22 protein-coding genes are annotated in these 23,971 nt (G+C 62.4%); 11 read left to right on the forward strand and 11 right to left on the reverse strand.

Annotated features, from left to right (window positions below; genetic code table 11):
* Positions 1-13 precede the first annotated feature (13 nt).
* Positions 14-4,963 carry an IPT/TIG domain-containing protein gene (locus tag AC1DNW_RS05295; protein WP_477852155.1) on the reverse strand — a complete coding sequence of 1,650 codons (4,950 nt, stop codon included), beginning with the start codon at positions 4,961-4,963 and terminating at the stop codon, positions 14-16.
* A 526-nt stretch (positions 4,964-5,489) separates the two neighbouring features.
* On the opposite strand from AC1DNW_RS05295, the gene uvrB reads away from it, so the two are divergent.
* The 6 genes from uvrB (at position 5,490) to AC1DNW_RS05325 (ending at position 11,155) form a co-directional block, all read left to right on the forward strand.
* Positions 5,490-8,435: an excinuclease ABC subunit UvrB gene (uvrB, locus tag AC1DNW_RS05300; protein ID WP_477852157.1), complete on the forward strand. Its 2,946-nt coding sequence runs from the start codon at positions 5,490-5,492 to the stop codon at positions 8,433-8,435.
* A gap of 142 nt (positions 8,436-8,577) precedes the next feature.
* Complete coding sequence (locus AC1DNW_RS05305) at positions 8,578-9,045, forward strand: DUF3828 domain-containing protein (protein ID WP_113309833.1); 468 nt, start codon at positions 8,578-8,580, stop codon at positions 9,043-9,045.
* Positions 9,046-9,475: 430 nt separating this feature from the next.
* Complete coding sequence (locus tag AC1DNW_RS05310; protein WP_113309831.1) at positions 9,476-9,742, forward strand: DUF1488 family protein; 267 nt, start codon at positions 9,476-9,478, stop codon at positions 9,740-9,742.
* Positions 9,743-9,880: 138 nt separating this feature from the next.
* Positions 9,881-10,141, forward strand: coding sequence for a BON domain-containing protein (locus AC1DNW_RS05315; protein WP_113309830.1), 261 nt, complete (start codon positions 9,881-9,883; stop codon positions 10,139-10,141).
* A gap of 187 nt (positions 10,142-10,328) precedes the next feature.
* On the forward strand, positions 10,329-10,634 hold the full coding sequence (locus AC1DNW_RS05320; RefSeq protein WP_113309829.1) for a hypothetical protein: 306 nt from the start codon (positions 10,329-10,331) through the stop codon (positions 10,632-10,634).
* 134 nt (positions 10,635-10,768) lie between these two features.
* Positions 10,769-11,155: a GNAT family N-acetyltransferase gene (locus AC1DNW_RS05325; protein WP_113309828.1), complete on the forward strand. Its 387-nt coding sequence runs from the start codon at positions 10,769-10,771 to the stop codon at positions 11,153-11,155.
* Between the two features lie 11 nt (positions 11,156-11,166).
* On the opposite strand, the gene AC1DNW_RS05330 is transcribed toward AC1DNW_RS05325, so the two are convergent.
* The 5 genes from AC1DNW_RS05330 to AC1DNW_RS05350 all read right to left on the reverse strand — a co-directional run bounded on the left by AC1DNW_RS05330 (position 11,167) and on the right by AC1DNW_RS05350 (position 14,329).
* Positions 11,167-11,775 (reverse strand): exonuclease domain-containing protein, encoded by a 609-nt coding sequence (locus tag AC1DNW_RS05330; protein ID WP_113309827.1) that lies wholly within the window; start codon positions 11,773-11,775, stop codon positions 11,167-11,169.
* Positions 11,776-11,975: 200 nt separating this feature from the next.
* Positions 11,976-12,305 (reverse strand): hypothetical protein, encoded by a 330-nt coding sequence (locus tag AC1DNW_RS05335; RefSeq protein ID WP_113301402.1) that lies wholly within the window; start codon positions 12,303-12,305, stop codon positions 11,976-11,978.
* A 402-nt stretch (positions 12,306-12,707) separates the two neighbouring features.
* Positions 12,708-13,544, reverse strand: coding sequence for a dienelactone hydrolase family protein (locus AC1DNW_RS05340; protein WP_113309826.1), 837 nt, complete (start codon positions 13,542-13,544; stop codon positions 12,708-12,710).
* Between the two features lie 180 nt (positions 13,545-13,724).
* On the reverse strand, positions 13,725-14,039 hold the full coding sequence (locus AC1DNW_RS05345; protein WP_113309825.1) for a DUF1476 domain-containing protein: 315 nt from the start codon (positions 14,037-14,039) through the stop codon (positions 13,725-13,727).
* Complete coding sequence (locus AC1DNW_RS05350) at positions 14,036-14,329, reverse strand: hypothetical protein (RefSeq protein WP_113309824.1); 294 nt, start codon at positions 14,327-14,329, stop codon at positions 14,036-14,038. The genes AC1DNW_RS05345 and AC1DNW_RS05350 overlap by 4 nt, the downstream gene beginning before the upstream one ends.
* A gap of 364 nt (positions 14,330-14,693) precedes the next feature.
* Between AC1DNW_RS05350 and AC1DNW_RS05355 the strand changes: the two genes are divergently transcribed.
* Together AC1DNW_RS05355 and AC1DNW_RS05360 are read left to right on the forward strand one after the other, a co-directional pair.
* Positions 14,694-15,044, forward strand: a complete 351-nt coding sequence (locus tag AC1DNW_RS05355; protein ID WP_113309823.1) for a hypothetical protein — start codon at positions 14,694-14,696, stop codon at positions 15,042-15,044.
* A 406-nt stretch (positions 15,045-15,450) separates the two neighbouring features.
* Positions 15,451-15,729: a hypothetical protein gene (locus AC1DNW_RS05360; RefSeq protein ID WP_477823016.1), complete on the forward strand. Its 279-nt coding sequence runs from the start codon at positions 15,451-15,453 to the stop codon at positions 15,727-15,729.
* Positions 15,730-15,738: 9 nt separating this feature from the next.
* On the opposite strand, the gene AC1DNW_RS05365 is transcribed toward AC1DNW_RS05360, so the two are convergent.
* The 3 genes from AC1DNW_RS05365 to AC1DNW_RS05375 all read right to left on the reverse strand — a co-directional run bounded on the left by AC1DNW_RS05365 (position 15,739) and on the right by AC1DNW_RS05375 (position 18,679).
* Positions 15,739-15,954, reverse strand: coding sequence for a hypothetical protein (locus AC1DNW_RS05365; protein WP_113309822.1), 216 nt, complete (start codon positions 15,952-15,954; stop codon positions 15,739-15,741).
* A 144-nt stretch (positions 15,955-16,098) separates the two neighbouring features.
* Positions 16,099-16,710 carry a DnaJ domain-containing protein gene (locus tag AC1DNW_RS05370; protein ID WP_113309850.1) on the reverse strand — a complete coding sequence of 204 codons (612 nt, stop codon included), beginning with the start codon at positions 16,708-16,710 and terminating at the stop codon, positions 16,099-16,101.
* A gap of 283 nt (positions 16,711-16,993) precedes the next feature.
* Positions 16,994-18,679 (reverse strand): arylsulfatase, encoded by a 1,686-nt coding sequence (locus AC1DNW_RS05375; RefSeq protein ID WP_113309821.1) that lies wholly within the window; start codon positions 18,677-18,679, stop codon positions 16,994-16,996.
* A 941-nt stretch (positions 18,680-19,620) separates the two neighbouring features.
* Here AC1DNW_RS05375 and AC1DNW_RS05380 point away from each other — a divergent pair.
* Together AC1DNW_RS05380 and AC1DNW_RS05385 are read left to right on the forward strand one after the other, a co-directional pair.
* The gene (locus AC1DNW_RS05380; RefSeq protein WP_113301405.1) at positions 19,621-19,833 is read left to right on the forward strand and encodes a cold-shock protein; all 213 of its coding nucleotides are present in this window, start codon (positions 19,621-19,623) and stop codon (positions 19,831-19,833) included.
* Between the two features lie 394 nt (positions 19,834-20,227).
* Positions 20,228-21,622 carry an amidase family protein gene (locus AC1DNW_RS05385; protein ID WP_113309849.1) on the forward strand — a complete coding sequence of 465 codons (1,395 nt, stop codon included), beginning with the start codon at positions 20,228-20,230 and terminating at the stop codon, positions 21,620-21,622.
* A gap of 36 nt (positions 21,623-21,658) precedes the next feature.
* On the opposite strand, the gene AC1DNW_RS05390 is transcribed toward AC1DNW_RS05385, so the two are convergent.
* A complete protein-coding gene (locus tag AC1DNW_RS05390) occupies positions 21,659-22,036 on the reverse strand; it encodes a winged helix-turn-helix transcriptional regulator (protein WP_113309848.1) in 378 nt (125 codons plus the stop codon).
* A 48-nt stretch (positions 22,037-22,084) separates the two neighbouring features.
* On the opposite strand from AC1DNW_RS05390, the gene AC1DNW_RS05395 reads away from it, so the two are divergent.
* Positions 22,085-22,897, forward strand: a complete 813-nt coding sequence (locus tag AC1DNW_RS05395; RefSeq protein ID WP_113309820.1) for an SDR family NAD(P)-dependent oxidoreductase — start codon at positions 22,085-22,087, stop codon at positions 22,895-22,897.
* A 304-nt stretch (positions 22,898-23,201) separates the two neighbouring features.
* Here the strand turns inward: AC1DNW_RS05395 and AC1DNW_RS05400 are convergent, their stop codons facing one another.
* Positions 23,202-23,696, reverse strand: a complete 495-nt coding sequence (locus tag AC1DNW_RS05400) for a hypothetical protein (RefSeq protein ID WP_162748534.1) — start codon at positions 23,694-23,696, stop codon at positions 23,202-23,204.
* Between the last annotated feature and the right edge of the window lie 275 nt (positions 23,697-23,971).

A 23,971-nucleotide genomic window follows, 5' to 3' on the forward strand; every position in this document is an offset into this window, starting at 1 on the left:
TCTCCATGCGGGCCTACATGCGCCCGCTGACGCCGATCTTCGCACCGACGGATTTGTCGCCGTCGCCTTCGATGTTGAGCAACAGCCCGCCATCGATCGACCAGCCTCCTGCCGTCTGCAGCGACAGTCCCGCCGAGATGGAGCCGAACATGCCATTGCCGTCGATTGCCGAGTAACCGACCGAGCCGCCGAACTTCCTGGTCAGGGTCTGGTCGTTTTCCAACGTGGACACCCGGGCGATCTCCGCACCCAGGCTGATGCGCAACTGCTCCTCGGTGAAACCGTCGAGGCCGATGATGTCGCCTTTGTCATTTTCGATCATGTAATCGTCGACCGTTTCCGAGAGATAGATCGCCCGAAGCTTCGGCTCGATCGTCGTGACCGTATCGAGGTTCCAGCGGCCGGTGACAGAGGTGTCGAACAGCCATCGCGACGTGTCGAAATTGCCGTCCCAGAAGGCCGTGTCGATATCATTGGACGAACCGCCATAGAGCAGGCTCGTATCCCAGAACACGCCCTTGCCAATCTCCAGCGAGGCATTGGGGCCGGCGAGCCAGCCATTGCCGGTGAGTTCGGCATCCTCCTCCGTCGGATCGGTCATCCGGTCGTAATGAACGGAGAGGCCGACCAGCGCCTTGTCGGTGACGAGGTAATCGGCGCCGGCGGAAATCATGGCAAAAGCGCCCCATTTTCCGTCATTGTCATTGCGGCTATGCGCCAGGAATTTGCCGTCGATCCAGATGTTGAACGGCGACAGTTCCGCATTGCCGCCGCCTGAGAGACCATCGGCATTGTCGCGGGCGGCTTCCAACTGCGCCAGGCTGGTGGAGAAGCCGAATGTCATCCCCTGGTCCGACGGCATCATGCGGGCGGTGACCGGATCGGTCGCGTTCGCCATCTGCCGACGCTCCAAGAGACCCGGCACCTTGATGCTGGAAGCAATCAGGTTCTGGCGGCTCTGCACGAAGCCATGCACGAGATTATCGACATCGTCGGCGACCTTGGCTGCGTCGAATGTCAGCGCGTAGGTGATCGTGCCGTTGTTGGAAATGCCGAGCGCGCTGGTCAGACGGTAGCCCACCCGCACCTCGCCGGAATAGTGCCCGTTCGGTGTGAATTTCAGATACCAGCCGATCGCGCCGCCGCCGCCCGCCTGAGCGAATTCGCCGTTGACGATGGCCGCCGTGCCGGCATTGGCAGGCTCCACGGAGAGCATTTCGGCCGACACGAAGGGTCCGCCCGTCGCACCGGCGGTAAGGTCCACATTGGCGGGAGACGATCCCGGGGCAACAGTGATCTTCTTGTCGGCAGCGGTAACGGCCCGCGTCTTGACGGTGATTGTATAGTTGGCACTTCCCGTCGCGCCGTTGCCATCGCGAACGCCGATCGTGAATGTGTAATCCTTGACATCGGCGCCCGCATCCACCGGCCCGGTCAGCGCGCCGGTCGAGATGTTGAGTACCACGCCATCGGGCAGATCGCCGTGATCGAGACTATAGACCAGCGCACCCGTGCCGCCTGTCGCCGTGACGGATGCATTGTAGGCCTCACCGGGCATGCCGGTGGTCAGATGCGATCCACTCGCCGGACTGAAAGTGAAAGACCCGGTCGAGGCGGCATCGATCACCAGCGTATAGGCGGCGTCGCCGGAATTGGCCGGGCTGGCGCTGTCGGTCGCCGTTACCGTGAAGCTGTAGCTTCCCGCCACCGTCGGCGTTCCCGAAAGCGTGCCGTCGGCGGCAAGTGTCATGCCCGTCGGCACCGAGCCGCTTGCAACATAGCTGTAGGGGCCGGTTCCGCCTGCAGCGGTGATGCCGGTCGTATAGCCCGTGCCCACCGTTCCGTGCGTCAGGCTGCCGGCCGCAGGCGAAAGCGTCAAGGTCGTCGGCGCCGGCGCGATCACCAGCGTGTAGCTCGCATTGCCCGAAACCGGCGTACTGTCGCTATCGGTAGCCTCGATGCTGAAATTATAGGTTCCATCCGCCGTCGGTGTTCCCGAAAGAGAGCCGTCGGCGCCGACGCTGATGCCCGGCGGCAGTGAGCCGCTCGCAACGTAGCTGTAGGGCGCGACCCCGCCCGAAGCGGTGACGGAATTGGTGTAGGCCGTGCCGACGGTGCCCGCCGTCAAGGTCGATCCGGTCGCCGGAGCCAAGGTGATCGGGCTTGCAGTGATATGGAAATGGTAGGTGTTGGTCGCCGTCCGGCTGCCGCTGTCTGTGACAGTTATATCGACGTCGGCATTGCCGGTCGCCGTTGCAACCCCGGATAACACGCCCGCGGATGTGAACGTATAGCCGGCCGGCAGGGCGTCGCCCGAAGGCGCAACCGTGAATATGTAGGGACCGATACCGCCAGTGGCGACGAATTGCTGGCTGTAGGTCTGCCCCACCTGCCAGTTGAAAGTCGAGCCTGCGGCCGGCGAAAAGCCCAGCGCCTGCGGTTCGCGGAAGACGGTCACCGTATAGCTGAATTGTGTCGTGCCATCTTCGGCGGTGACTTCGACGGTGACCGTATTGTCACCCACGGCAAGGGTGATCTGGCCGGAACTCGCGCCCGTCACAAGAACACCATTGACCTTGACGCTGGCATGAGTGTCCGCCTTGACGGGGCTGGCGGTAATCCAGGCCGTGCCGTTGGGCACCGTTGCCGTATAGGCCTGTGTGCCCGAGGCAAAGGCCGGGCTGAGCGTGCCGTCCGACAATGTCAGGCTCGACAGCGTCGCATCGGCTGAAGGCAGTGCGACATAGGTGAACTGGTCGTCGCTGCCGGTAGCACTGGTGCCGCCAGCATTCGCGACGGTAATGTCGACTGTTCCCGTTCCGGCCGGGGCGGTCGCTCTGATCTGCGTATCGTCGTCGATCGTGTAGGTCGCCACTGTCGCGCCGAACTTGACGGCATTCGTGACGGACGCATCCGCAAAACCGCTGCCGGTGATCGTGACCTCCGTGCCGCCGGCGGTTGGACCGCTGGCTGGTGAGACGGCGCTGACGGTGGGTGCACCGACATAGGTGAACCAGTCGAACGTGTTGGTGGGGCTGGTGCCTCCAGGTGTTGTTACCCTGACATCTACCTTTCCGGCCGCACCGGCGGGCGCCGTCGCGGTGATCTGCGTATCACTGTCGACGTTATAGGTGGCCACCGTCGAGCCGAACTTGACCGCACCCGTCGAATTGGCAGCGAAAAAGCCGAAGCCGTTAATCGTGATGGTCGTCCCACCGGAGATCGGGCCGGATGCCGGGCTGACCGATGATACCATCGGCACAGCGGCGTATAGGAAGCCGCCTGACACTGTCGCAGTGCCACCGGGCGCGGTGATGACGACATTGGCAAAACTTGGCGAATGGGCCGGCGTCGTTACGGTCAGCGTATTCGCATTGACGACAGTCAGCCCGGTTCCGTCAATTCCATCGAAGGCGACCGAGGTCGTGCCGGTGAGGTTCGTACCTGTGATGGTCACGGATGTGCCACCGACGGGCGACCCGAATGCCGGGGTGATGGATGTCGCCGTGGGTGGGGTGAGATAGGTGAAACCGCCTGACCCCGTTACCGAGCCGCCCGGTGTGGTGACGACGACATCGACCGCTCCCGTCGCATGGGCGGGTGTGGTCACGGTGAGCGAGGTTCCGGTGTTGGCCGTCACCGTTGCGGACGTGCCGCCGAAAGTGACCGAGGTCACGCCGGTGAAATTCGTGCCCATCAGCCACACCGACGTTCCGCCTGCCGTCGAGCCCGTGTTCGGGCTGACACTCCACAAAACCGGCGGGGCGACATAGGTGAACTGATCGCCAGCCGTGGTGGCGCTGGTGCCGCCCGGTGTTGTGACGGTGACATCGATCGTTCCCGTGCCGGCGGGCGACGTCGCGGTGATCTGCGTATTGCTGTTGATCGTGTATGCGGCGACCGTCGCGCCGAACTTGACCGCCCCGGCGGTGGCAAAGCCGGTGCCGGTGATCGTCACCGTCGTGCCACCGCTGGTCGGACCGGATGCCGGGCTAACCGCCGTCACGGTCGGTGCGCCGACATAGGTGAACTGATCGCCAGCCGTGGTGGCGCTGGTGCCGCCAGATGTCGTGACGGTGACATCGATCGTTCCAGTGCCGGCGGGCGACGTCGCCGTGATCTGCGTGTTGCTGTTGATCGTGTATGCGGCGACCGTCGCGCCGAACTTGACCGCCCCGGCGGTGGCAAAGCCGGTGCCGGTGATCGTCACCGTCGTGCCGCCGCTGATCGGACCGGATGCCGGGCTGATGGCTGTCACAGTGGGTGCGGCGACATAGGTGAACTGATCTGCGGCCCTGGTGGCGCTCGTGCCGCCAGGTGTCGTAACGGTGACATCGATCGTTCCGGCCGAGCCGGCGGGCGAGGTTGCGGTGATCCGGGTATCGCTGTCGATAGTATAGTTCGCGCTCGTCGCGCCGAACTTGACTGCACCGGAGGGATTTGCAGCAGAAAAGCCGGTACCGGTGATCACCACCGACGTGTTGCCGCCGGTCGGGCCGGATGCCGGGCTCACCGCCGTCACGGTCGGCGCAACCGCCACAAGACGGCACCCCATGGTAACGTGCATCACACCGGATTGCGCGCCACTGTAGGCGTAGGGATAGTAGCTCATATTCGCCACCAGTGCCTGCGTTCCGCTCACCGACAACTCTGTTCCTGATGCGGAATATTCGAACAGATTGACGTTATCGTCAGTCATCCCGACATAGGGGGGGGTGATAACGCCCGCCAATTCATCGCTGCTACTATTAGTCGAAGTAGCAGAATAGAAGATTTCTTCATTGGCATTGAAATTGCTGTAGTTGAAGCTCACCCCATCCTGTCCGCCGCCGAGGGGCGCAATCGTTCGTCCGCCACTCCAATCGCTGTTGACCTGATTGCAGGCGTTCGACAACGCGAACGCTTGCCCGGCAAGAAGCGTCAGAACGATAGCCAGGACACTCCGCCGCAACCCGCGCGACATGATCGCAGCAGCCGCGATCCAGAGCGATCGAAAGAATGCGCGGAGCCTATGAGCTGGATCTCTAGAAATATCCCGGGCAGCGATAGTGTTCGCCGCTTCGCTCGGACGCCCAGGCAATTTCCGCATGTACAAACCCATCCCATGAAACCGAAACCCACGAGGTAACGAGCGCGCTCCCAGGCCGGTTCCGGCCTGAAACTCCTCAACTCAAAGCGCGCACCGCCGGCCATCAAAGGCTGAATCTAAAGTACAATTTTCTAATAAAGGTAGAAAAATCCCCCAAGTTCTCGCGTATCGCGCTTGGGTCGAATCGTCAATTCGCGATTCTCTTCAAAAGTGAACAAGAGGTTGAAACACCCCAAAAAAGATCGCGAGTACTGGCATGACGGAGGCTGCTCGGTTTGCCGCACCCGGAGATTTCTACAGCGGAATAGCTCGACTATTCGAAAATCCGAACGATTCATTCGTTTCCCTTTTGTACTCTCAACCCCTTCCATTTCATGATGACAACAGCCATATTCCGCGCATGGCAAAATCTCCGAAGAAATCCCCCGCTTCGAATGGCTTCGAAGAAGCCCCCCAGTCGTCGTTTGAAGGTGCGCCGCTCAGCGGCAGCGTCTCCGATTGGGTGAAGCAGCTCGAGGCCGATGCCGAGCAGGCGGGCGTCGAGAGCCAGCGCGAAATCGCCTCCAAGGCGGGCAAGCACCGCAAGAAGGTGGAGAACGAGGCGCGCAAGCATACCGAGGCTGTGAGCGTCAACAAGAAGGCCACCATCAGCAAGACGGCGCGTGGCGTTTCCATCGGCGGTTCGTCCGACCCGAAGACGCGCGCGGCCGCCGGCCTCAATCCCGTCGCAGGTCTCGATATCTCGCTGGAAGATGCGGGCAATCTGGCGCCCGGCAGCGTCACCGCCACAGTCGAGGCGCTCTCGGCGCTGATCGAGAGCGGCAACCCGCTGCACAAGAACGGCAAGATCTGGACGCCGCACCGCCCTGCCCGGCCGAACAAATCCGAAGGCGGCATTACCATCCGCATGGATTCCGAATACCAGCCGGCCGGCGACCAGCCGACGGCGATCCGCGATCTCGTGGGCGGACTGGAAACCGGCGAGCGCAGCCAGGTTCTGCTCGGCGTCACCGGATCGGGCAAGACCTTCACCATGGCCAAGGTGATCGAGGAAACGCAGCGCCCGGCGCTGATCCTCGCGCCGAACAAGACGCTGGCCGCCCAGCTCTATTCCGAATTCAAGAATTTCTTCCCCGACAATGCGGTGGAATATTTCGTTTCCTACTACGATTATTACCAGCCGGAAGCCTATGTGCCGCGCTCCGACACCTATATCGAGAAGGAAAGCTCCATCAACGAGCAGATCGACCGCATGCGCCACTCGGCGACGCGCTCGCTGCTCGAACGCGACGATTGCATCATCGTCGCTTCCGTTTCCTGCATCTACGGTATCGGCTCGGTCGAGACCTATACGGCCATGGCCTTCCAGATGAATGTCGGCGACAAGCTGGACCAGCGCCAGCTGCTGGCCGACCTCGTGGCCCAGCAATACAAGCGCCGCGACATGGATTTCCAGCGCGGCTCCTTCCGTGTGCGCGGCGACACGATCGAGCTCTTCCCGGCCCACCTTGAGGATGCCGCCTGGCGCATCTCCATGTTCGGCGACGAGATCGACTCCATCACCGAATTCGACCCGCTGACCGGCCAGAAAACCGGCGACCTGAAATCGGTGAAGATCTACGCCAATTCGCACTACGTCACGCCGCGCCCGACGCTGAACGCCGCCGTCAAATCGATCAAGGAGGAGCTGAGACTTCGCCTCGCCGAGCTTGAGAAAGCCGGCCGCCTGCTGGAGGCCCAGCGCCTGGAGCAGCGTACCCGCTACGATATCGAAATGCTGGAGGCCACCGGCTCCTGCCAGGGCATCGAGAACTATTCGCGTTACCTCACCGGCCGCGACCCCGGCGACCCGCCGCCGACGCTCTTCGAATATGTGCCCGACAATGCCATCGTCTTCATCGACGAAAGCCATGTCACCGTGCCGCAGATCGGCGGCATGTATCGGGGCGACTTCAGGCGCAAGGCGACGCTGGCCGAATATGGCTTCCGCCTGCCCTCCTGCATGGATAACCGGCCGCTGCGCTTCGAGGAATGGGACGCCATGCGCCCGGATACGATTGCCGTGTCGGCCACACCCGGCGGCTGGGAAATGGAACAGGCCGGCGGCGTCTTCGCCGAACAGGTCATCCGCCCGACCGGCCTCATCGATCCGCCCGTCGAAGTGCGCTCCGCCCGCAGCCAGGTGGACGACGTGCTCGGCGAAATCCGCGAAACGGCCGCCAAGGGCTATCGCACCCTCTGCACCGTGCTGACCAAGCGCATGGCCGAGGACCTGACCGAATATCTGCATGAACAGGGCGTGCGCGTGCGCTACATGCACTCGGACATCGACACACTGGAGCGCATCGAGATCATCCGCGACCTGCGCCTCGGTGCATTCGACGTGCTCGTCGGCATCAACCTGCTGCGCGAGGGCTTGGATATTCCCGAATGCGGCTTCGTCGCCATTCTCGATGCCGACAAGGAAGGCTTCCTGCGCTCCGAGACCTCGCTGGTGCAGACGATCGGCCGCGCCGCGCGTAACGTCGACGGCAAGGTCATCCTCTACGCCGACAACATCACCGGCTCCATGCAGCGCGCCATGGACGAGACGGCCCGCCGCCGCGAAAAGCAGGTGGCCTACAATACCCAGCACGGCATCACGCCGGAAAGCGTCAAGGCCCGCATCTCCGACATCCTCGACAGCGTCTACGAGCGCGACCACGTGCGCGCCGATATCTCCGGCGCCTCCGGCAAGGGCTTCGCCGATGGCGGCAACCTCGTCGGCAACAACCTGCAGGCCCATCTCAACGCGCTGGAAAAGTCCATGCGCGACGCCGCCGCCGACCTCGACTTCGAAAAGGCCGCCCGCCTGCGCGACGAAATCAAACGCCTCAAGGCCGTCGAACTCGCCGCCATGGACGACCCGCTGGCCCGCGAGGAAGCCAAGTCGATGGAAGGGATCAGACGGAACGCCAAGGCGACCCGCGAATCCCTTCTCCCGGCCGGGGAGAAGGTGCCCGGCAGGGCGGATGAGGGGGCCACGCCTTCCTACTTCGCCAAGCCGCACCTCGACGACATGGGCCACGACCCCACCACCCCAGCCGACAGCAAGACCCTCTTCCGTCGCAACACGCTGGATGAGATGACCGTGGGGCGGACGGAGAAGCCCGTGGTTGGACATGTGCCGGAAAAGCCGGATGCGGCAAAGGGCACGCAGCGGTTTTCACCGCTGCTGGAGGGGCAGCCGGAGCGCGATGTGCGGCCACTGGTGCGTGGGAAGACGGGTGTCGGGAGCTATGAGGATCCGGGCGAGCAGAAGCGCAAGAACCGGACGAAGGGAAAGACTGGCCGGCCGGGACGGTAATGGACGCGGCTCTTCGGCGATTATGAGCGATTTGATGCGGCAAGGTCCTAGTGATTGACGACGTCGGCGCGACTGATTCCGAAATATCAACCCACACTCGCGACTCCTGCTAAACATCCCCTCCGCACCAGAAGGAGCCCGCATGCGCCTGCCCATCCTCATGCTCAGCCTCGTCCTGTCCAGCCTGATCGCCTCTCCCGTTCTCGCCGCAACCTACAAAACCCCGAAGGCCCTCCTCCAAGCCCTTTACACCTTCAACACAGACGCCGCCGCTGACGACGCCCCCTCGCCCTACTCGGCTTTCTTCTCCGACCACCTGAACGAGCTCCTTCAAGCCGACCTCGACAACACGCAGGAAGGCGATGTCGGAGCGCTCGATTTCGATCCCGTCATTGCCGGGCAGGACGGCGAGGCGAGCAATCTCCGGATCGGTCAACCGATCCTGCTGGACGACCGGGCCGAGCTGGAGGTGCAGTTCCGCAACGGCGAAGAGGTGACGCTCTACTACACGCTGGTGAAGGAGCATGGCGGCTGGAAGGTGGAGGATATTGCCAACCAGCAGGGCGAAGAGCCGTGGAGCCTCAGTGCGCTGCTGGGCGACGCGCAATAGGCGGCCCTGAGCGCTTGGCATGTCATTGCCACCGAACCAGCCTTCGAACAACGCCGGGCCCCTCTGAAACGGGCCGGGTTTATTAGCGCCCGGTCATTGCAATGGCCGGCCCGCACCCCATATCCCATCATGGCGGCATATGGAATAAAGCCGCCTTTTGCATCGGTTTCCCGATGCCCTCAAGGGAAGACGCGCTGTCTTCCGACACTCTGCAAAACAGCTTTTTCGCAGCGATCCTGAGCAGCATGGCCGCGCCCGCAAGGGCTGGCAAAGAGCAATGTTTCTCATACGCCCAGACATTTAAGAGACCGTGCTGAAAAAGACCTCTGATGCATTCGATGATCAGCCGTGCATATCCCGCCTGCATCAGGCGTGGCCGCTTATGCGTCCTTGGCAGGAGCCGGAGGCACCAATTTCTGGAGAAACTGCGATGTCCCTGATTTTCCCCAATAGAAGCCGCAGTTTCGACGAGGGCCGCGATGGGGTTCGTTTCTCCGGCTATGACGGCATGTTCGAGGTGCGGTTTCTGATCGAGGCGAGCGCGCTGCGCTCCATCGCCCAGACGGGCCGAACGGAAGCCGAATGCCTGAGCGCCTTCGATGCGGCGCGCCCCGCCATTCTGGAGGCCGCATCCGGTCTCTACGGCCGCGGCGGCAAGGACCGCTATACGCTGACGGAGAGGGATATCCGCCGCTAAAGCATGTCGCGCAATAGTGCGCAGCGGTTTGCGACAACGATATGCGCGAGACAAGGACGTAAAGCGTGGCGGGCGAATCCTGGAGATCGCGACACGCTTCAGTTTCACGCCCGGGATGAACCGGCACGGAGATGAGACATGTCAGTCAACAGAAAACATCTGAGCGTGGTGGACAAGCGTGCTCGCCCCGAAGACGCCGATCTCGAAACGGCTGTCTACGATGCGCTTGCCCATACGGGCGATCTCGACCCGAGCTATATTTTCGTGACGGCGCACGGCAGCGACGTCACGCTCGCGGGCTGGGTTCACGTCAGCGAGGAAATCTCGCTCGCCGAGCAGGTGACCCTGCGGACACGCGGCGTGCGCAGCGTTCACAACGAACTGTCGCGGGATCTTTAGCGCACCCATTCGTCTCGGCGCGGCTGCGCGCCGACCTCCGGCAAAGCTCGAACGCAGGCCGGAGGCGAGGAGCCCGGCCCCAGCGCCGGGTTCCGCGTTGCCGGGCGCGAGCCGCCCGCAAGCCGAAGCCGGTTCCCCCCACACACGACCGATTCGCGATCGGCCCCAAACGACCGATGGATAAGCTATGCGCAAGAAAATCGACAAGATCACCAGACGGGCCCCTTCCGCCACAGGCCGGCATGACACCGCCAATGAAAACCGCCCTGCCCAAAACCCCTCCGCCAGAGAGATGATCGCCGAAGCCGAATCCGCCCGCGCTGCGGTGGATGCGGCCCGCGATGAGGCGGCTGTGGGGGAAGAGGCCGGCGAAGGCGAAGCGGGCGACAAGACGCCAACCGGCGATCCGCTTCCGACAATGGAAGAGCTGGAACTGGCCCGGGACGATCACAGCAGGAAGATCGTCGGAAGAGAGGCGGATGGGGAGGATTGAGCTGCACAGGCGCGGCGGATACCTTGCAAGGCAGGCTCGGAAAGCCGAACCTGCGCGCCAGCATCGCCAAGCGGCTGCATTTTCTGTAGTGTGAATCGACAGAAACGCCACCGACCGGACTCGGACAACAAGCAATGCCAGAACTGCGCATCAACCCCTTCCCCTCGCCCGATGAATTCGCCGCTCTCTGGGCCGCCGCCTGGGATGGCGCGCGGGCGCCGGATTTTACCGGCATCCTGCCGCGCAGCCTTGCCCATGTCGGCGCCTATGACGAGAACAGGCTGATCGGCTTCGTCAATGTCGCCTGGGATGGCGGCATTCATGCCTTTATCCTCGATACCTGTGTGCATCCGGATCTGCGCCGGCAGGGCATTGCCACACAGCTGGTGATGGAGGCGACGCGGATCGCGCGGGAGCGCGGGACGGAATGGCTGCATGTCGATTACGAGCCGCATCTTCAGGGCTTTTACCGCGCCTGCGGCTTCAGGCCGACCGAGGCTGGGCTGATACAGCTCGGCTAGACGGGGAGACCCTACGACAGAAGTGGGCGATAGCCGCCGCCGGGTTCGCGCCGGGTCAGGAAGAAATGCAGGAGGTTGGCATAGCCGCGGGCATCGTCGATGGCGCGGTGCGTGTGCTCGATATTGCCGAGCCATTCGCGCGGATAATGGGCGATATCGCATTCCCAGGGGCTGCGGCCCGTCGCACCCGCCACCAGCGACAGGATGCAGAGCGGCGGATGGCGGAACAGGCGGTCGGCGATCCACGGCCCTTCGAACAGCGGCCGGCCGGTGAAGCGCTTCAGGTAATGATCGAGCCAGGGGCCGTCGAGCGCGACCGGATGCGCAGCGAAGATCGGCTCGGCGCGCAAGGATTTCACCCAGGCGATGAAGCGGGAGATGACCTCGGCTGCGGGCTCGGCATTATCAGTCGCGGCGGCAAAGGCTTGCGGATGGGCCTGCCAGAAAGCCATGGTCACAGGGTCGCGCCCGGCTCCCTCGAGCGGCTGCAGCACGGCTTCGAATTCGCCGACGATCCGGCCGGTCTCGGAGAGGGCAACGGAGGCGAAGGAGAGCATCGAATGGGTGCCCGGTATGGGGCCGTCGAATTCGCAATCGGTGACGATGTAGATATGCGGCACGCGCGATGTGCTCCCAAGTCTGCTTTGGTCTTGGAGTGAGCATAGCCGGATATTTGGCTATTGCCATGGGGGCGTCCCACGATAGTCCGTCGCCGTCGCCTCTCTCCCCGAAAAGCCAATCCGGGAGCGAAAGTGCCACCCAGCCCACAAAAAAATGCCCGGCCACATCATGACCGGGCATCCTTCGACCCACGCTGCGATCAATTGTTATGTGAGGCGCAGGCTTCGTCCATCGGGGTGGCGTTGCTGGTGCCGCCCTGCGTCTGCAGCTTGCCGGAGCCGGTGCCTGAGCTGCTGGCGTGGTCAGGGCAGTCGGGCTTTTTCATCTTCATCGCGCCGCCCGTCGTGCTGCCGGTCGTGGTCTTGTCCATCGCGGCAGGCTTCTTCTTCATATCGGTGCCGGCGCCGCCGCCGGAATCGGTGGTGTTCTTATCCATGGTGGCGCCAGTTGGAGCCGGGTTGGACTGGGCGAAGGCTGATGTGGCCATGCCGAGGGCGAGCAGCGAGGCTGCGACAATTCTCATGCGCATTGGCATTCTCCTAGGTGGATCAGTTGGTTGACCCATATGGAACCGCTGGTGATGGCGATTGTTCCCCGGCGATGTCCACAGTTTTCTCCTGCGCAATTCCTGGACGAGCTGGGCTGCAGGTTTCAATCAAGCTACATTAGCCAGATCGCATGCGCCGGAGGACGGATATTTCCCGGATACCTCATCGAAATGGCTGAAGCGACACGGTCGGAGGAGACGAAGGCCGCATAAGGAGGCAGGCGGAAACGAGCCGCCACGCCCATCATCTGATCTCAAGCCCGGAAAACCCCACCGGGCTTTTTTCTCGCGCCGTCGTACCGGGCATTGGCGGCAATCCAGAAACGCGGGCCGTAGCGGAGGCGAGCAAGGCGGATTGACGGGAAAAAGGCCGGCTGCCGGCCCCTATTTCCCGAGATAGGTCTGCAGGAAGTCATGAACGGTGGCGATCGACTGCTCTGCCGCAGCTGCATTATATTCCTCCACATGCCCGAACACCGTCTTCGGTTTCGTCATCGCCTCATCATCGAAATCGTGGCGCGCGCCCGGATAAACATGAAGTTCGATCGGCGGCCCCTTGCCGCTGAGATTGGCGATCCGCCTGCGGCATTTCTCGGCCGGGCTCCAGTCATCGAGTTCGCCGACCATGATCAGCGTCGGTACGGTCGCATCGCTCTCATGCACGGCACAGACGGGATAATAGGCAACCGCCGCCTTGAACTTTTCATCCATCAGCTGCTCGTTCCCGTCGATCTTCGTCGCCTCCAGCGTCGCAATCCCGCCGGCCGAAAAGCCCATCAGCGCCACGCGGCTGGCATCGATGAAGCCCTGTTTCGACAGGAAATCCAGACCGCCATAGGCATCGAAGACGCGATCGGGAAGATAGGTCTTGCAGGTATTCTTAATGTTGCGGGTGGTGAAACTATCGACGACCAGCACGGCATAACCCCAGGAGGCCAGCTGCTCCGGCCAAGCATCCTTCACGTGAGACCTTATACCGCCGCATCCATGCATCAGCACGACAGCCGGAAACCGCCCGTCACCCTGCGGGCGGGTCAGATAACCGATCAATGGAGTCGCCTGCAGTGATGGCAGCGCCTCGCCCTGTTCCTTCGCCTTGCGCTCCAGAAACGGGCTTGGCTTCACGACGGCGCTGTCGAAGTGAACCAGCTCGTCGGCATAAGCCTGCGGCATGAAGTTCAGGGAGACGACGAGGCGGAAGAAGAGCCGCGCGATTTTCACTGAATGACCTCTTGGCGGATGGATGGCACGACGTTGACACCTTCACCACGCAATTTGGGTGAAGCGACGATCAAGGCAATGCGGCGGAGAGGCGCATGTTCCGGCGACCGCTGCTGGTATGGAGCGGTCTCACGGTGGGTGACAGCGATTGCGGTTCAAACAGGCCGATCACCGAGAAGATCACAGAGGTCGAGCGAGATCCCGCATGGCGGCGGCCGTCAGCGTTTCCATACGCTCCCTGAGCGCCTTCTCATCCACATCCTTGCCGGCGGCGCGGATATCCGCAACCATCTTGGCGATCACGCCTTCATCATCGGCGCCGGTCAGCCTGAGATCAATGATCTCGCCGATATAGGCCTCGCTGTCTGCGCCCGTCATGCCGCTGACCCAGCGGGCGAGCAGTCGGTCGCTGCGCGATCGCACCTTGAAAGCCATGTCGGAATCCAGGAAATACATCTGCTCCAGCGCCTTCTCGCGATCTTCGAATACGGTCATGAGGAAAGCTCCCCCGTCGCATTCGTGGTCTCCAGCAGCTGGTGGAGAAGTGCGGGCTCGATCCTCACGATCCTGCGCAAGCGGCTGCCTTCCGCAATCGAGGGCAGATGAATGAAGGTTCCGACGCGTCGGTAGGCGATGCGCGAAAGACCCTCGATCGGCTCCTCATCCTGCACGATCTTGTAGTCGCCGGCCGGATGGATCTCACCAACGAGATCGGGCAGCGTGAAGGAGGCGGAGAAATGGACGATGGTGTTGGTTGTGCGTGTTGACGATGCGTAGGCTGACATGGCGACAGGCTCCAGGTGAAGGCCTCTGACCGCAGCCCGGTGAAAAGCCTCATCGGGCTACGGCATCGGTCTGGCAATCGAAATTCGGAAGCGTGACTGTCTTCAAGTCTCTGACACCGGCGAGAACCATACGGCCAAACGACGACCGGATATCATTGCGCTCCAATTGAGTCGCGATTAGGACGAAAATATAAAACAGCAGTTTTATCGAGTTTTTACACTTATACCCAAAGAATTTTTTAAATATAATTGAACAATTACAACAGGAATATCAAATAAAATAATAAACAAAACGCAGATTTTTTATTGTGTTATTATTTAAGCACGCGAAATCGCGTGCTTTTTTAAAAGATTGGAATTCGTGATGCAAAATATAACATGGCTTCGCCCCGGCCTGTGGGGCGCCGTGTGCGGCGCGGCCGCATTGGCGATTGTGGGTTTCAGCTGGGGAGGCTGGGTGACCAGCGGCAGCGCCCAGAAAGCCGCCGGTATCGAGCGCACCTCGGCGATCGCCGCCGCGCTGACACCCTACTGCCTCGACCGCGCCAAGAGCGATCCGGCCTCGGCGCAGATCATGGCCGAGCTGAACTCGGCCGGCACCTATGGACGCAGTGACATCATCAAGAAGGCCGGCTGGGCTACGCCGCTCGGCACCACCGAACCGAACGCGGACCTTGCGCAGGCCTGCCAGATTGCTCTTGGTAAGCCGAGCTGAGCGTTTCGCCCCCGCAAAAACGAGGCCGGCGAGAAATCCCCGGCCGCTTGCCCCACCGACCGCTCACCCAGGCCACCCGCTCGCCAATCCTTCCCGGAGGATGATCATGCACAGACAGAAATTCGCCTGCGCCATGAGCGCAACGATCTCTGGCTGCGATCAGGCGCCATGACCGTCAATCCTCGTCCGGCAGCGACAGACCGCTGAAACCATGGGAATACCCGCCTTCGATAGCGATACGGCACTCCATGCAGCGCCAGCGCAGGACCGATGAAGGGTGGCGGCTTCAAGACACGAACAGGAGGCATGCAACATGCCTGGAAACACACCCGACAAACCCGCCTCTCATAGGGATGGAAGGCATCACAACGCCAATGCGAAGCGCCCGGCAAGGAGCCCCTCGGCCGTGGAACTGATCGCCCAGGCCACCGCTGCCCGCGCCACCCTGAACGGCCACCAGCCCGGACCGTCAGACAAGGCTCCGGCCGGCAATGATCTTCCGACAATCAAAGAACTCGAGGAAGCGCGCGACGACCACAAAAAGAAGATCGCCACCGAGAGAGAAGCCGACGGGAGAGCACGCGAAGCCCACAAGAAAGCCCGCGCGGCTGATGGGAAAGACCAAAAATCCAAAGAAGAAACCGAGGCGCGAGCAATCCGCGCCCGGTGGAGGCCCGCGGCATGAACGGCAGGCTCAGCGCTGCAGCCGGATCGCCGCCTGGATCAGATCCTGATGGAAGCGATGGTTGCGCAGATCCCCAGTCATCGTGACCAGCCTTTCCCGCGCCAGCCCCGCCGGCTCTCCCCGCGTAAGCATCCCGTCGATCAGGATCTCCTGCGCCGAAATCATCTGCCGGTCGGCAACCACTTGCCGGCGCGCAACGTCCAGATCCTTCAGGGAATAGGTCATGGACAATCATACCACATGCCGGACATGCTGTACGGAAATCCGTTGGGCTCACGCCCCTGCCATCCGGGTGGCTACAGCATCGGCCTGAAAATCGGAACCATGCGCGCGAGCAAGGCCGGATGATCTCCTGCGGCGATGGTTCCCCTACTCCGCAGCCTCCCCGCGCTGCGGCTCCACCACCTCCACCTCCACCTCCACCTTTTCCAGCGGTGCCAGAACCTCCACCTCATACGAGTAGCCCTCGAGCATCGTATAGGTATGCTCGATCGTCTGGATCTGCTTCTCCGTCTTGCGGATGGCGTCGGCGATGGCTTCGCTGCGGGCGCGCAGCATGGAGCCGAGCACGTCGGTTTCCGGGCGGCGGCCGAGGCGGTCTATGTGTTTGCGCACGCGGGCGCGGTGGCGTTCGAGCTCCAGGATGTGGAAGCGGCTTTTCACGATATCGTCCGACAGCTTGCGGCGCATCGCGGCCACGGGGTCGAAGCTGCCGGGTTCGCGCTCGTCGAGGATCACCTCGTTGACCAGCGATTCCAGCATCAGCACGCCTTCGAGATCCCTCGGGTCGGCAAGCTGCGGGTCGTAGCCCGTATCGTCATAGACGCGCCGGCGCACGGGATCCTGCAGCAGTTCGTAGGCGATCTGCAGCCGGTTGAAATGATCGGAGTCGCCGCCGGCATCCGGATGCGCGCCCTTGGCCGCCTTGCGCCAGGCAAGCCTGATCGCCTCGCCATCGGCTTCGCGCTCCAGTCCAAGCATGGCATAGGGATCGATCACGCCGGCACTTCCTTCATTCACTGCTTCGTCCCTCCGAGACCTAACCGCAGGCTGGCGCCGCATCAAGCCCCGAAACACCCTGCCATAATTGCGGCAGCTCGGGACGAAATTGTGGAACGCGGCTGATTTTCCCACAGGCAAGGGGTTAACGGGGTGCAATTTCTGCCGCGCTGGTCGGCGGGAGAGTGGAGGATGGGACCAAAGCCAGGCGAAAGAACAAACGGGCAGCCCCTGCGGGCCACCCGTCGTCTTGAGACGTTCTCGATCAGTTGCCTGGCTTGTTCTTGATCGCCGCGTCTATCTGCTTCTTCACGGCATCCAGGTTGAAGGAGGCCGGATCCTGCATTGGCGGGTAGTCGACCGCCGTAAGCGCGAGTTTGGCGACTTCCTGCTGAACACTCACAAAGCGCCAGAACTCACGAGCAAAGAAGTCGTTCATGTAGCCTCCACCCAGGTCATTGAGGCTTTGTTCGCCAATCGACGGTGTTCGCTCGAAGGGATCCTGACGGATATTGACCATGGTGGGCATATCAGTCGTTACCTTTCCGCCGGGCCAACCCTGCGGCTGTTGAAAGAACTGAAACTTGAAATTGTCGAGGCGTACGGCCCCCAGAGCAGGGCCACCGAAGTAGAAAAACTCATGACGTGCGGACGGCGAATTGCCTTCCAGCAGGTCCAGCTGGTTGTAGCCATCGAGGTGGTTCTTGTAGGTCACGTCGCCCAGCTTCACGCCCTTGAGCAACTGGTCGGTGATGTTGGGATTACCAGCCGCCGCCACCAGCGTGGGGAACCAATCCAGGGCGGAGAAAATACCGTTCTCGACCGTGCCAGGCTTGATCCTGCCCGGCCAGCGGATGATCGCTGGTGCGCGGAAGCCGCCCTCCATCACGGTACCCTTGGTGCCCTTGAACGGGGTCATGCCGCCGTCAGGCCAGGTAAAGACTTCTGCGCCATTGTCGGTCGTGAAGACGACGATGGTGTTGTCGGTCTCGTCGGCGTCCTCAACGCATTTCAGGATGGCACCGACGCTATCGTCCAGCTGCGCCACGCCGGCTTCTTCGAGACCATAATTGGTCTCGCTGTTCATCAAAGCCTGGTATTTGGGAGACAGGAATGTCCAGACGTGCATGCGCGTCGTGTTGTGCCAGACAAAGAACGGCTTTCCGTCGGTCTTGGCCTTGTCCATGAAGTCGCAGGAAGCCTTGACCAGCACTTCGTCGAACGTTCCCATGTCGTATTTGGCCTTGGGCGTTATGTCATGCATGTTCGGCACGTTGGACATATCAGGGTATGGCGCCAGCGGGCCTTCGTCGATGATCCGCTGCTTGCCGATCTTGCCCCAGCGCGGCTGCTGGGTCGCGTCATCAGTATCCGTAGCAAAGGTATGCACCAAATTGCGCGGCCCGACTTTGTCACGGTACGACTGGTCATTCGGGAACGAATACCAGTAGGGGTCCGACATCGCATCGAGGTGGTACAGGTACCCGAAGAACTCGTCGAAGCCATGGAGAGTCGGCAGGAACTTGTTCAGATCGCCGAGGTGGTTCTTGCCAAACTGGCCCGTGGCGTAGCCCTCGGTCTTGAGGACGGCGGCGATGGTTGCTGCCTTGTCCGGCATGCCCACATCCGCACCCGCCTGACCGACAGTCGTCAGGCCGGTGCGCAAGGGGATCTCACCGGTGATGAAACTCGCCCGGCCGGCCGTGCAGCTCGCCTCGGCATAATAGTCGGTGAACATCATGCCCTCGGACGCCAGCTTGTCGAGGTTCGGCGTCTTCCCGGACATGATGCCCCGGTGATAGGCACCGAGGTTGAACCAGCCAACATCGTCGCCCATGATGACAAGGATGTTGGGTTTTGACTGCGGCTGCTGCGCGACTGCCGGTGCACCCAGCGCGGTCGCGCATGCGGAAGCCAGCAGACCAAAGCAAAGGTTTCGCATGGTACTCATGGTGTATCCTCCGTTGAGTTTGCTCGTCGCTCGGCCTTGTTGGCACTGCTTTCTAGAGTAGAAGGATGCCTATCCTCTCGGCCGAAGACGATCTGATGTCGTGACAGTTCGCGGCATGGCGTTGCAGGAGATCGGGTATGTTGGCTACAGGAATGCCGCACTGATTGCTCGCCATAGGGTGGCGACAGGCGTACCCGCTATCGAAGCGTCGATGGCCAGCAATGAAATATTTGCCCCGGCGTCTGCCTCGATGTGAGCAGTCGCCTTGGCAGATAATCGCACATCTTCGCCTTCGCCGCCAGATTGAAGGCTCTCGTCACCACGCTCCGGTGGAATAGGCCCCGGTGCATGATACCCACCGCAATGCCGAACCCACATGATGACCGGTTTGGCGCAAAGCGGTGGCTCGAACCGCTGTAAAGCGGCTGTTGGCACTTGCTACGTCATTCCGCCTTTCTCACCCCCTTTGTCCGCACGCCGATAAAAGGAATCCCGAGAGAACCGGAAGCCCATCAGCCGCAAGATGCAGCTCGCCCCCTTCAGGTTGCAAATCCCCACCATCCCGCAATGGCACAGCCATGCAAGCCTCTGCTAATCTTCCGCCAACCATTTGAATCATCATCAATTCTCGCAACCGCGAAAGCCATGCCATAATATTGCCGCTTGCTTTTTGCCCGAAATGCTGGCACGAACTGCGACACTCGGGCATTTCGCATGCCGGTGACTGGACTGAAGTGGTAATGCCCTTTCGGAGCGCCAATTCCGGTGGGGCGGCATGGGTGACACCCATGCGCGTAGATGTTCTTTCCCCGTACGTGACGTCTCGACTGACCCTTCGCGTCCGGCTTCCAGAGGCCGAAACGCGAAAGCTAAAGCCGTCCGCCTCCCCTCCGCCGGGGGTGCGGATAAACTAACTACCAATGGGAAAAGGACTATCCCCTATGGCCACCAAGGGCACCGTAAAATTCTTCAACCAGGACAAGGGTTTTGGTTTCATCACGCCGGAAGGCGGCGCGAAGGACGTTTTCGTCCACATCTCCGCTCTCCAGGCTTCTGGCATCCAGTCGCTCCGCGAAGGCCAGGAAGTTTCCTTCGACACCGAGCCGGATCGCATGGGCAAGGGCCCGAAGGCTGTCAACATCCAGGCCTTCTGATCTGATTCAGGTCTCTCTGCTTCGGCAGGCGACGGCGCTCCGCAAGGGGCGCCGTTTTTGTTTTGGGGGCGCGAGAAGACCCCTCCACAACCCATCCCCACAGGTGGGAGGGGCTTAACCTGCCGCGCCGTCTCTGCCCCGTCGGTGACCACGGAAAGTGCCGCAAGCTCAACGCTAAGTCCCTCCCCCTTGTGAGGGTCCGAAGGACGGGTCGAGACCCGTGGCTCGACCCCGGCATCCGACAGGATGGGTTGGAGAGGGTTTTTGCCGCATCCTCCGCATCCGCGTGACATGCGCTTGAAGCCATCGGGCAGATGATGCAGTCTGACGGCCTCACTTGGAAGACGATCCGGCTGAGGATGAGCCCGTGCCCAGCGATGCCAGTCTGACGAACATGCCGGCCTGCACGGTCGTCGATCTCCTGAACCGCGGAGATGTGTCGCCGCTCGATTGTCTCGATGCGCTGGAGGCGCGCATCGGCGCCGTCGATGCTGCGGTCAACGCGCTGCCGACCCTCTGTTTCGATCGCGCCCGTACCCATGCCCGCCGGCTGATGCAGCAGCCCCCCGGCAGCCGCGGCCGTCTGGCGGGATTGCCGGTGCCGATCAAGGACCTGACGGATGTCGCCGGCGTGCGCACCACCTACGGCTCGACTGTCTTTGCCGACCACATTCCCGAAAAGTCCGACATCATGGTGGAGGCGATAGAGGCTCAGGGCGGCGTCATCTACGCGAAATCCAACACGCCGGAATTCGGCGCCGGCGGCAATACGTTCAACGAGGTCTTCGGCGCGACCTTAAACCCCTGGAATACCGGGCTTTCTGCCGCGGGTTCCTCCGGCGGTGCAGCCGTTGCCCTTGCCACCGGCATGGCCTGGCTGGCGCAGGGCTCCGATCTCGGCGGCAGCCTGCGCAATCCCGCAAGCTTCTGCGGCGTGGTGGGGCTGAGGCCGAGCCCCGGCCGCGTGGCCAGCAATCCGGACTCGAAGATCGATCGGCTGATCGGCGTCAAGGGGCCTATGGCCCGCAGCGTCGAAGATACGGCCCTGCTGCTCGACGCGATGACCGGCGAAAACCCGGCAGATCCGATTTCCTTGCCGAGGGGCGAGGATTTTCTGGCGGCGGCGCGCTCCGGCTGGCGGCCGGCCCGCGTGGCCTTTTCCGCCGATCTCGGCATCACCCCTGTCGATCCCGAGGTGGCCGCGATCTGCCGCGCGGCGGCTGCCCGTTTCAGCGAGATGGGCGTCATCGTCGAGGAGGCTCACCCGGACCTCTCCGAAGCGCATGACACATTCCAGGTTCTGCGAGGCATGACCTTTGCTTCTAGCTACGCAGGGCTTCTCGATGGCAACAGGGACAAGATGAAGCCGGAGGTGGTCTGGAATATCGAAAAGGGCCTCAGCTATACGATGGCGGATGTCGTGCGGGCGGAAAACAACCGCGCTGCTATGTTCCGGCGCATGAACCTGTTCTTCGATACCTACGATCTCCTTCTCTGCCCGGCCACCATTGTCGCCGCCTATCCGGTCGGCCAGAGATATGTCGGCGAATGTGCCGGCCATACGTTCTCAAACTATGTCGAATGGCTGGCGATCGCCTACGCGATCTCCCTGACGACCGCCCCGGCCCTCAGCCTGCCCTGCGGCTTCACTGCCGATGGTCGCCCCGTCGGCCTGCAGATCGTCGGCCGGCCCCGCGGCGAGGCACGCGTTCTGGCTGGCGCCCGCGCCCTGGAGCTGATTCTCGATCTGCGGCCCGCAACGCCGATCGACCCGCGCACCCCAGCCTGAAGATACTGGGGCCGACGCCCCTCAAAGCCGCCTGCCCTATCCCGCCGCATGATCGCGCGAAAACTCCCGCGCCGCCATCAGCACCGGCATCAGCGCCCGTCCCGCCTCCGTCAGCCGATACTCGACGCGCGGCGGCTGCTCGCCGAAATCCGTCCGCTCGACAAGCCGGTCCAGCTCCAGCTCCCGCAGGTGCTGCGTCAGCATCTTCTGCGAAATGCCCGGCATGTCCCGCTTCAATTGCAGGGTGCGCATCGAAGGCTCGGCGAAGAGGCGAAACAGGATCGGCAGCTTCCAGCGCCCGCTGATCATCCGCAGTACCCGCGTCACATGTGCGACCGAGCCTTCAGGCCCGAGGCAGGCGGCGCGGTCTTCCCGTTCTACAGGCACTTTTAAGTGCGTAATTGTATCGAGCATCGTCCTGTTCTTCTGTGCGTCCATCCACTCCAAGATAGGAAGACCGCAATGGATTTGAAACTCGACGGCAAGACAGCGCTCGTCACCGGCAGCAGCAAGGGCATCGGCGAAGCGATCGCCAGGGGGCTTGCGCGCGAGCGGGTCACCGTCATCGTCCATGGCCGCGACAGGGCGGAGACGCAGCGCGTGGCCCACGAGATCATCGCCGAAGGCGGCCGCGCCCATGCGGTAACAGGCGATCTCACCGTCGATGACGAGGTGGAACGCCTGATCGACGAAGCACAGGCGCTTGCCGGCCGGATCGACATCGTCGTCAACAATGCCGGCGGCTCGGGCGAGCCGGAGGACTGGACGAACAGCCGGCCCGCCTCCTGGGCGTCGGCCTACGACCGCAATGTTCTCGCCGCCGTCCGTGTCACAACGAGGCTGCTGCCTGACATGCGCCAGGCCCGCTTCGGCCGCGTCGTCAATATTTCCAGCCTCGCCGGCCTGATGCCGCCTGCGGGCCGCCCGGATTACTCCGCCTGCAAGGCGGCGATGAACGCCATGACCTCTTCCATGGCGAAGGCGGTGGCGGCCGAGGGCGTGACCGTCAATACGATATCGCCGGGCACGATCCACAGCGGCCGGCTGGACGCCCGCTTCCGCGAGGTCGCGGGTGAGCGCGGCATTGCCGGGGATGCCGCATGGGAAACCGTGGAGCAGGCCGTGCTGCCGCTTTTCGCCGAGGTGCCGGTTGGGAGGGTGGGCACGCTGGAGGAGATCGCCGACGCCGTTGCTTTCCTGGTCAGTCCGCGCGCCGGCTACATTACGGGGGTGAATCTGCGGGTCGATGGCGGGATGTTGCCGGCGATTTATTGATCGCAGGAGGTTGCGCTTGGTCCAGTAGCCGGAGGAAAACGCGTGTCTCGATCATCAACCTGGATCAATCTGTCAGGGATCATTCCGGTCTGTACCATCGCCAAAAACCCCTCCCCAACCCCTCCCCACAGCTGGGAGGGGCTAACTTGAGGCACCGCCTCGCTCCCTCCGGTACGTCGAAGATGTGGAAAGCCGGTGCGGCAGGTTAAGCCGCTCCCTCTTGTGGGGAGGGGTTTGGGGCGGGTCTTCTGGCCTCTTCATCAACTGACCTGTGAGGGTCAGAGAGATTGGACCACCCTCGCATTCATTCCCCACCAAGATAGGTCCCGATATACTCCCCGCGCTTCCAGACCTCGGCGCGCAGCCGGGCCTCGACACCCCTGGATGTCACCGGCCACAGATATAGCATCCTGTCGGCAATCTCTTCGCCCGGCCGCAGGATCGCCTCGATGGCAGTGGCCTCTTCCGCTATACCAGCATAATCAGGCATCGCCAGCAGTTGCCGGTCTGCCACCCCTGCCGCCTCATGCAGCTTGCGCCCGAGCGCAATAAGCACCGCATCATCATCCTCGGCCGGCTTTTGCTCCATCGTGGCGCCACCCGCCTCGATCTCCGAAAGCAACAGCTCGATACTGCGCCCGAGATCGTCGCAAGCCGCCAGCCCCATCCGCCATGTCTCGACGGCTTGCCTGCACCGCGCACGCTCCCGGCCGATCGCGGCAGCGATCTCCTGGCAGAGGCCGCCCGAAAGCTGTGCGGCCCGTACCGAATGTATCAGGTCGTCGGGAATATCCTTCAAGAAAGCCACCCGTCGCGCGCCGGAATGGCTGCCGTTTCTGCCGGCCGGAAGAGTGTCACCGCACGGTGAGAAATATCTGCAGACACAGCCAGTAACGCTGCAATCCGCCAGGATGGCGCGCCGTATGCCAGTGCCTTGATGAAGGTGATGTCGCTCGCTTTGAGCGGGCACGCATGCATGCAAAACTCTCCAGTTGGATATCGCTGCCGTCATAGGGTTGTACCCGGCAACGGCGACAACAAGCAAGGAAATTATTCCTATCTTCGATCACGATC

The organism is Rhizobium sp. 05L429 (genome assembly GCF_056397645.1).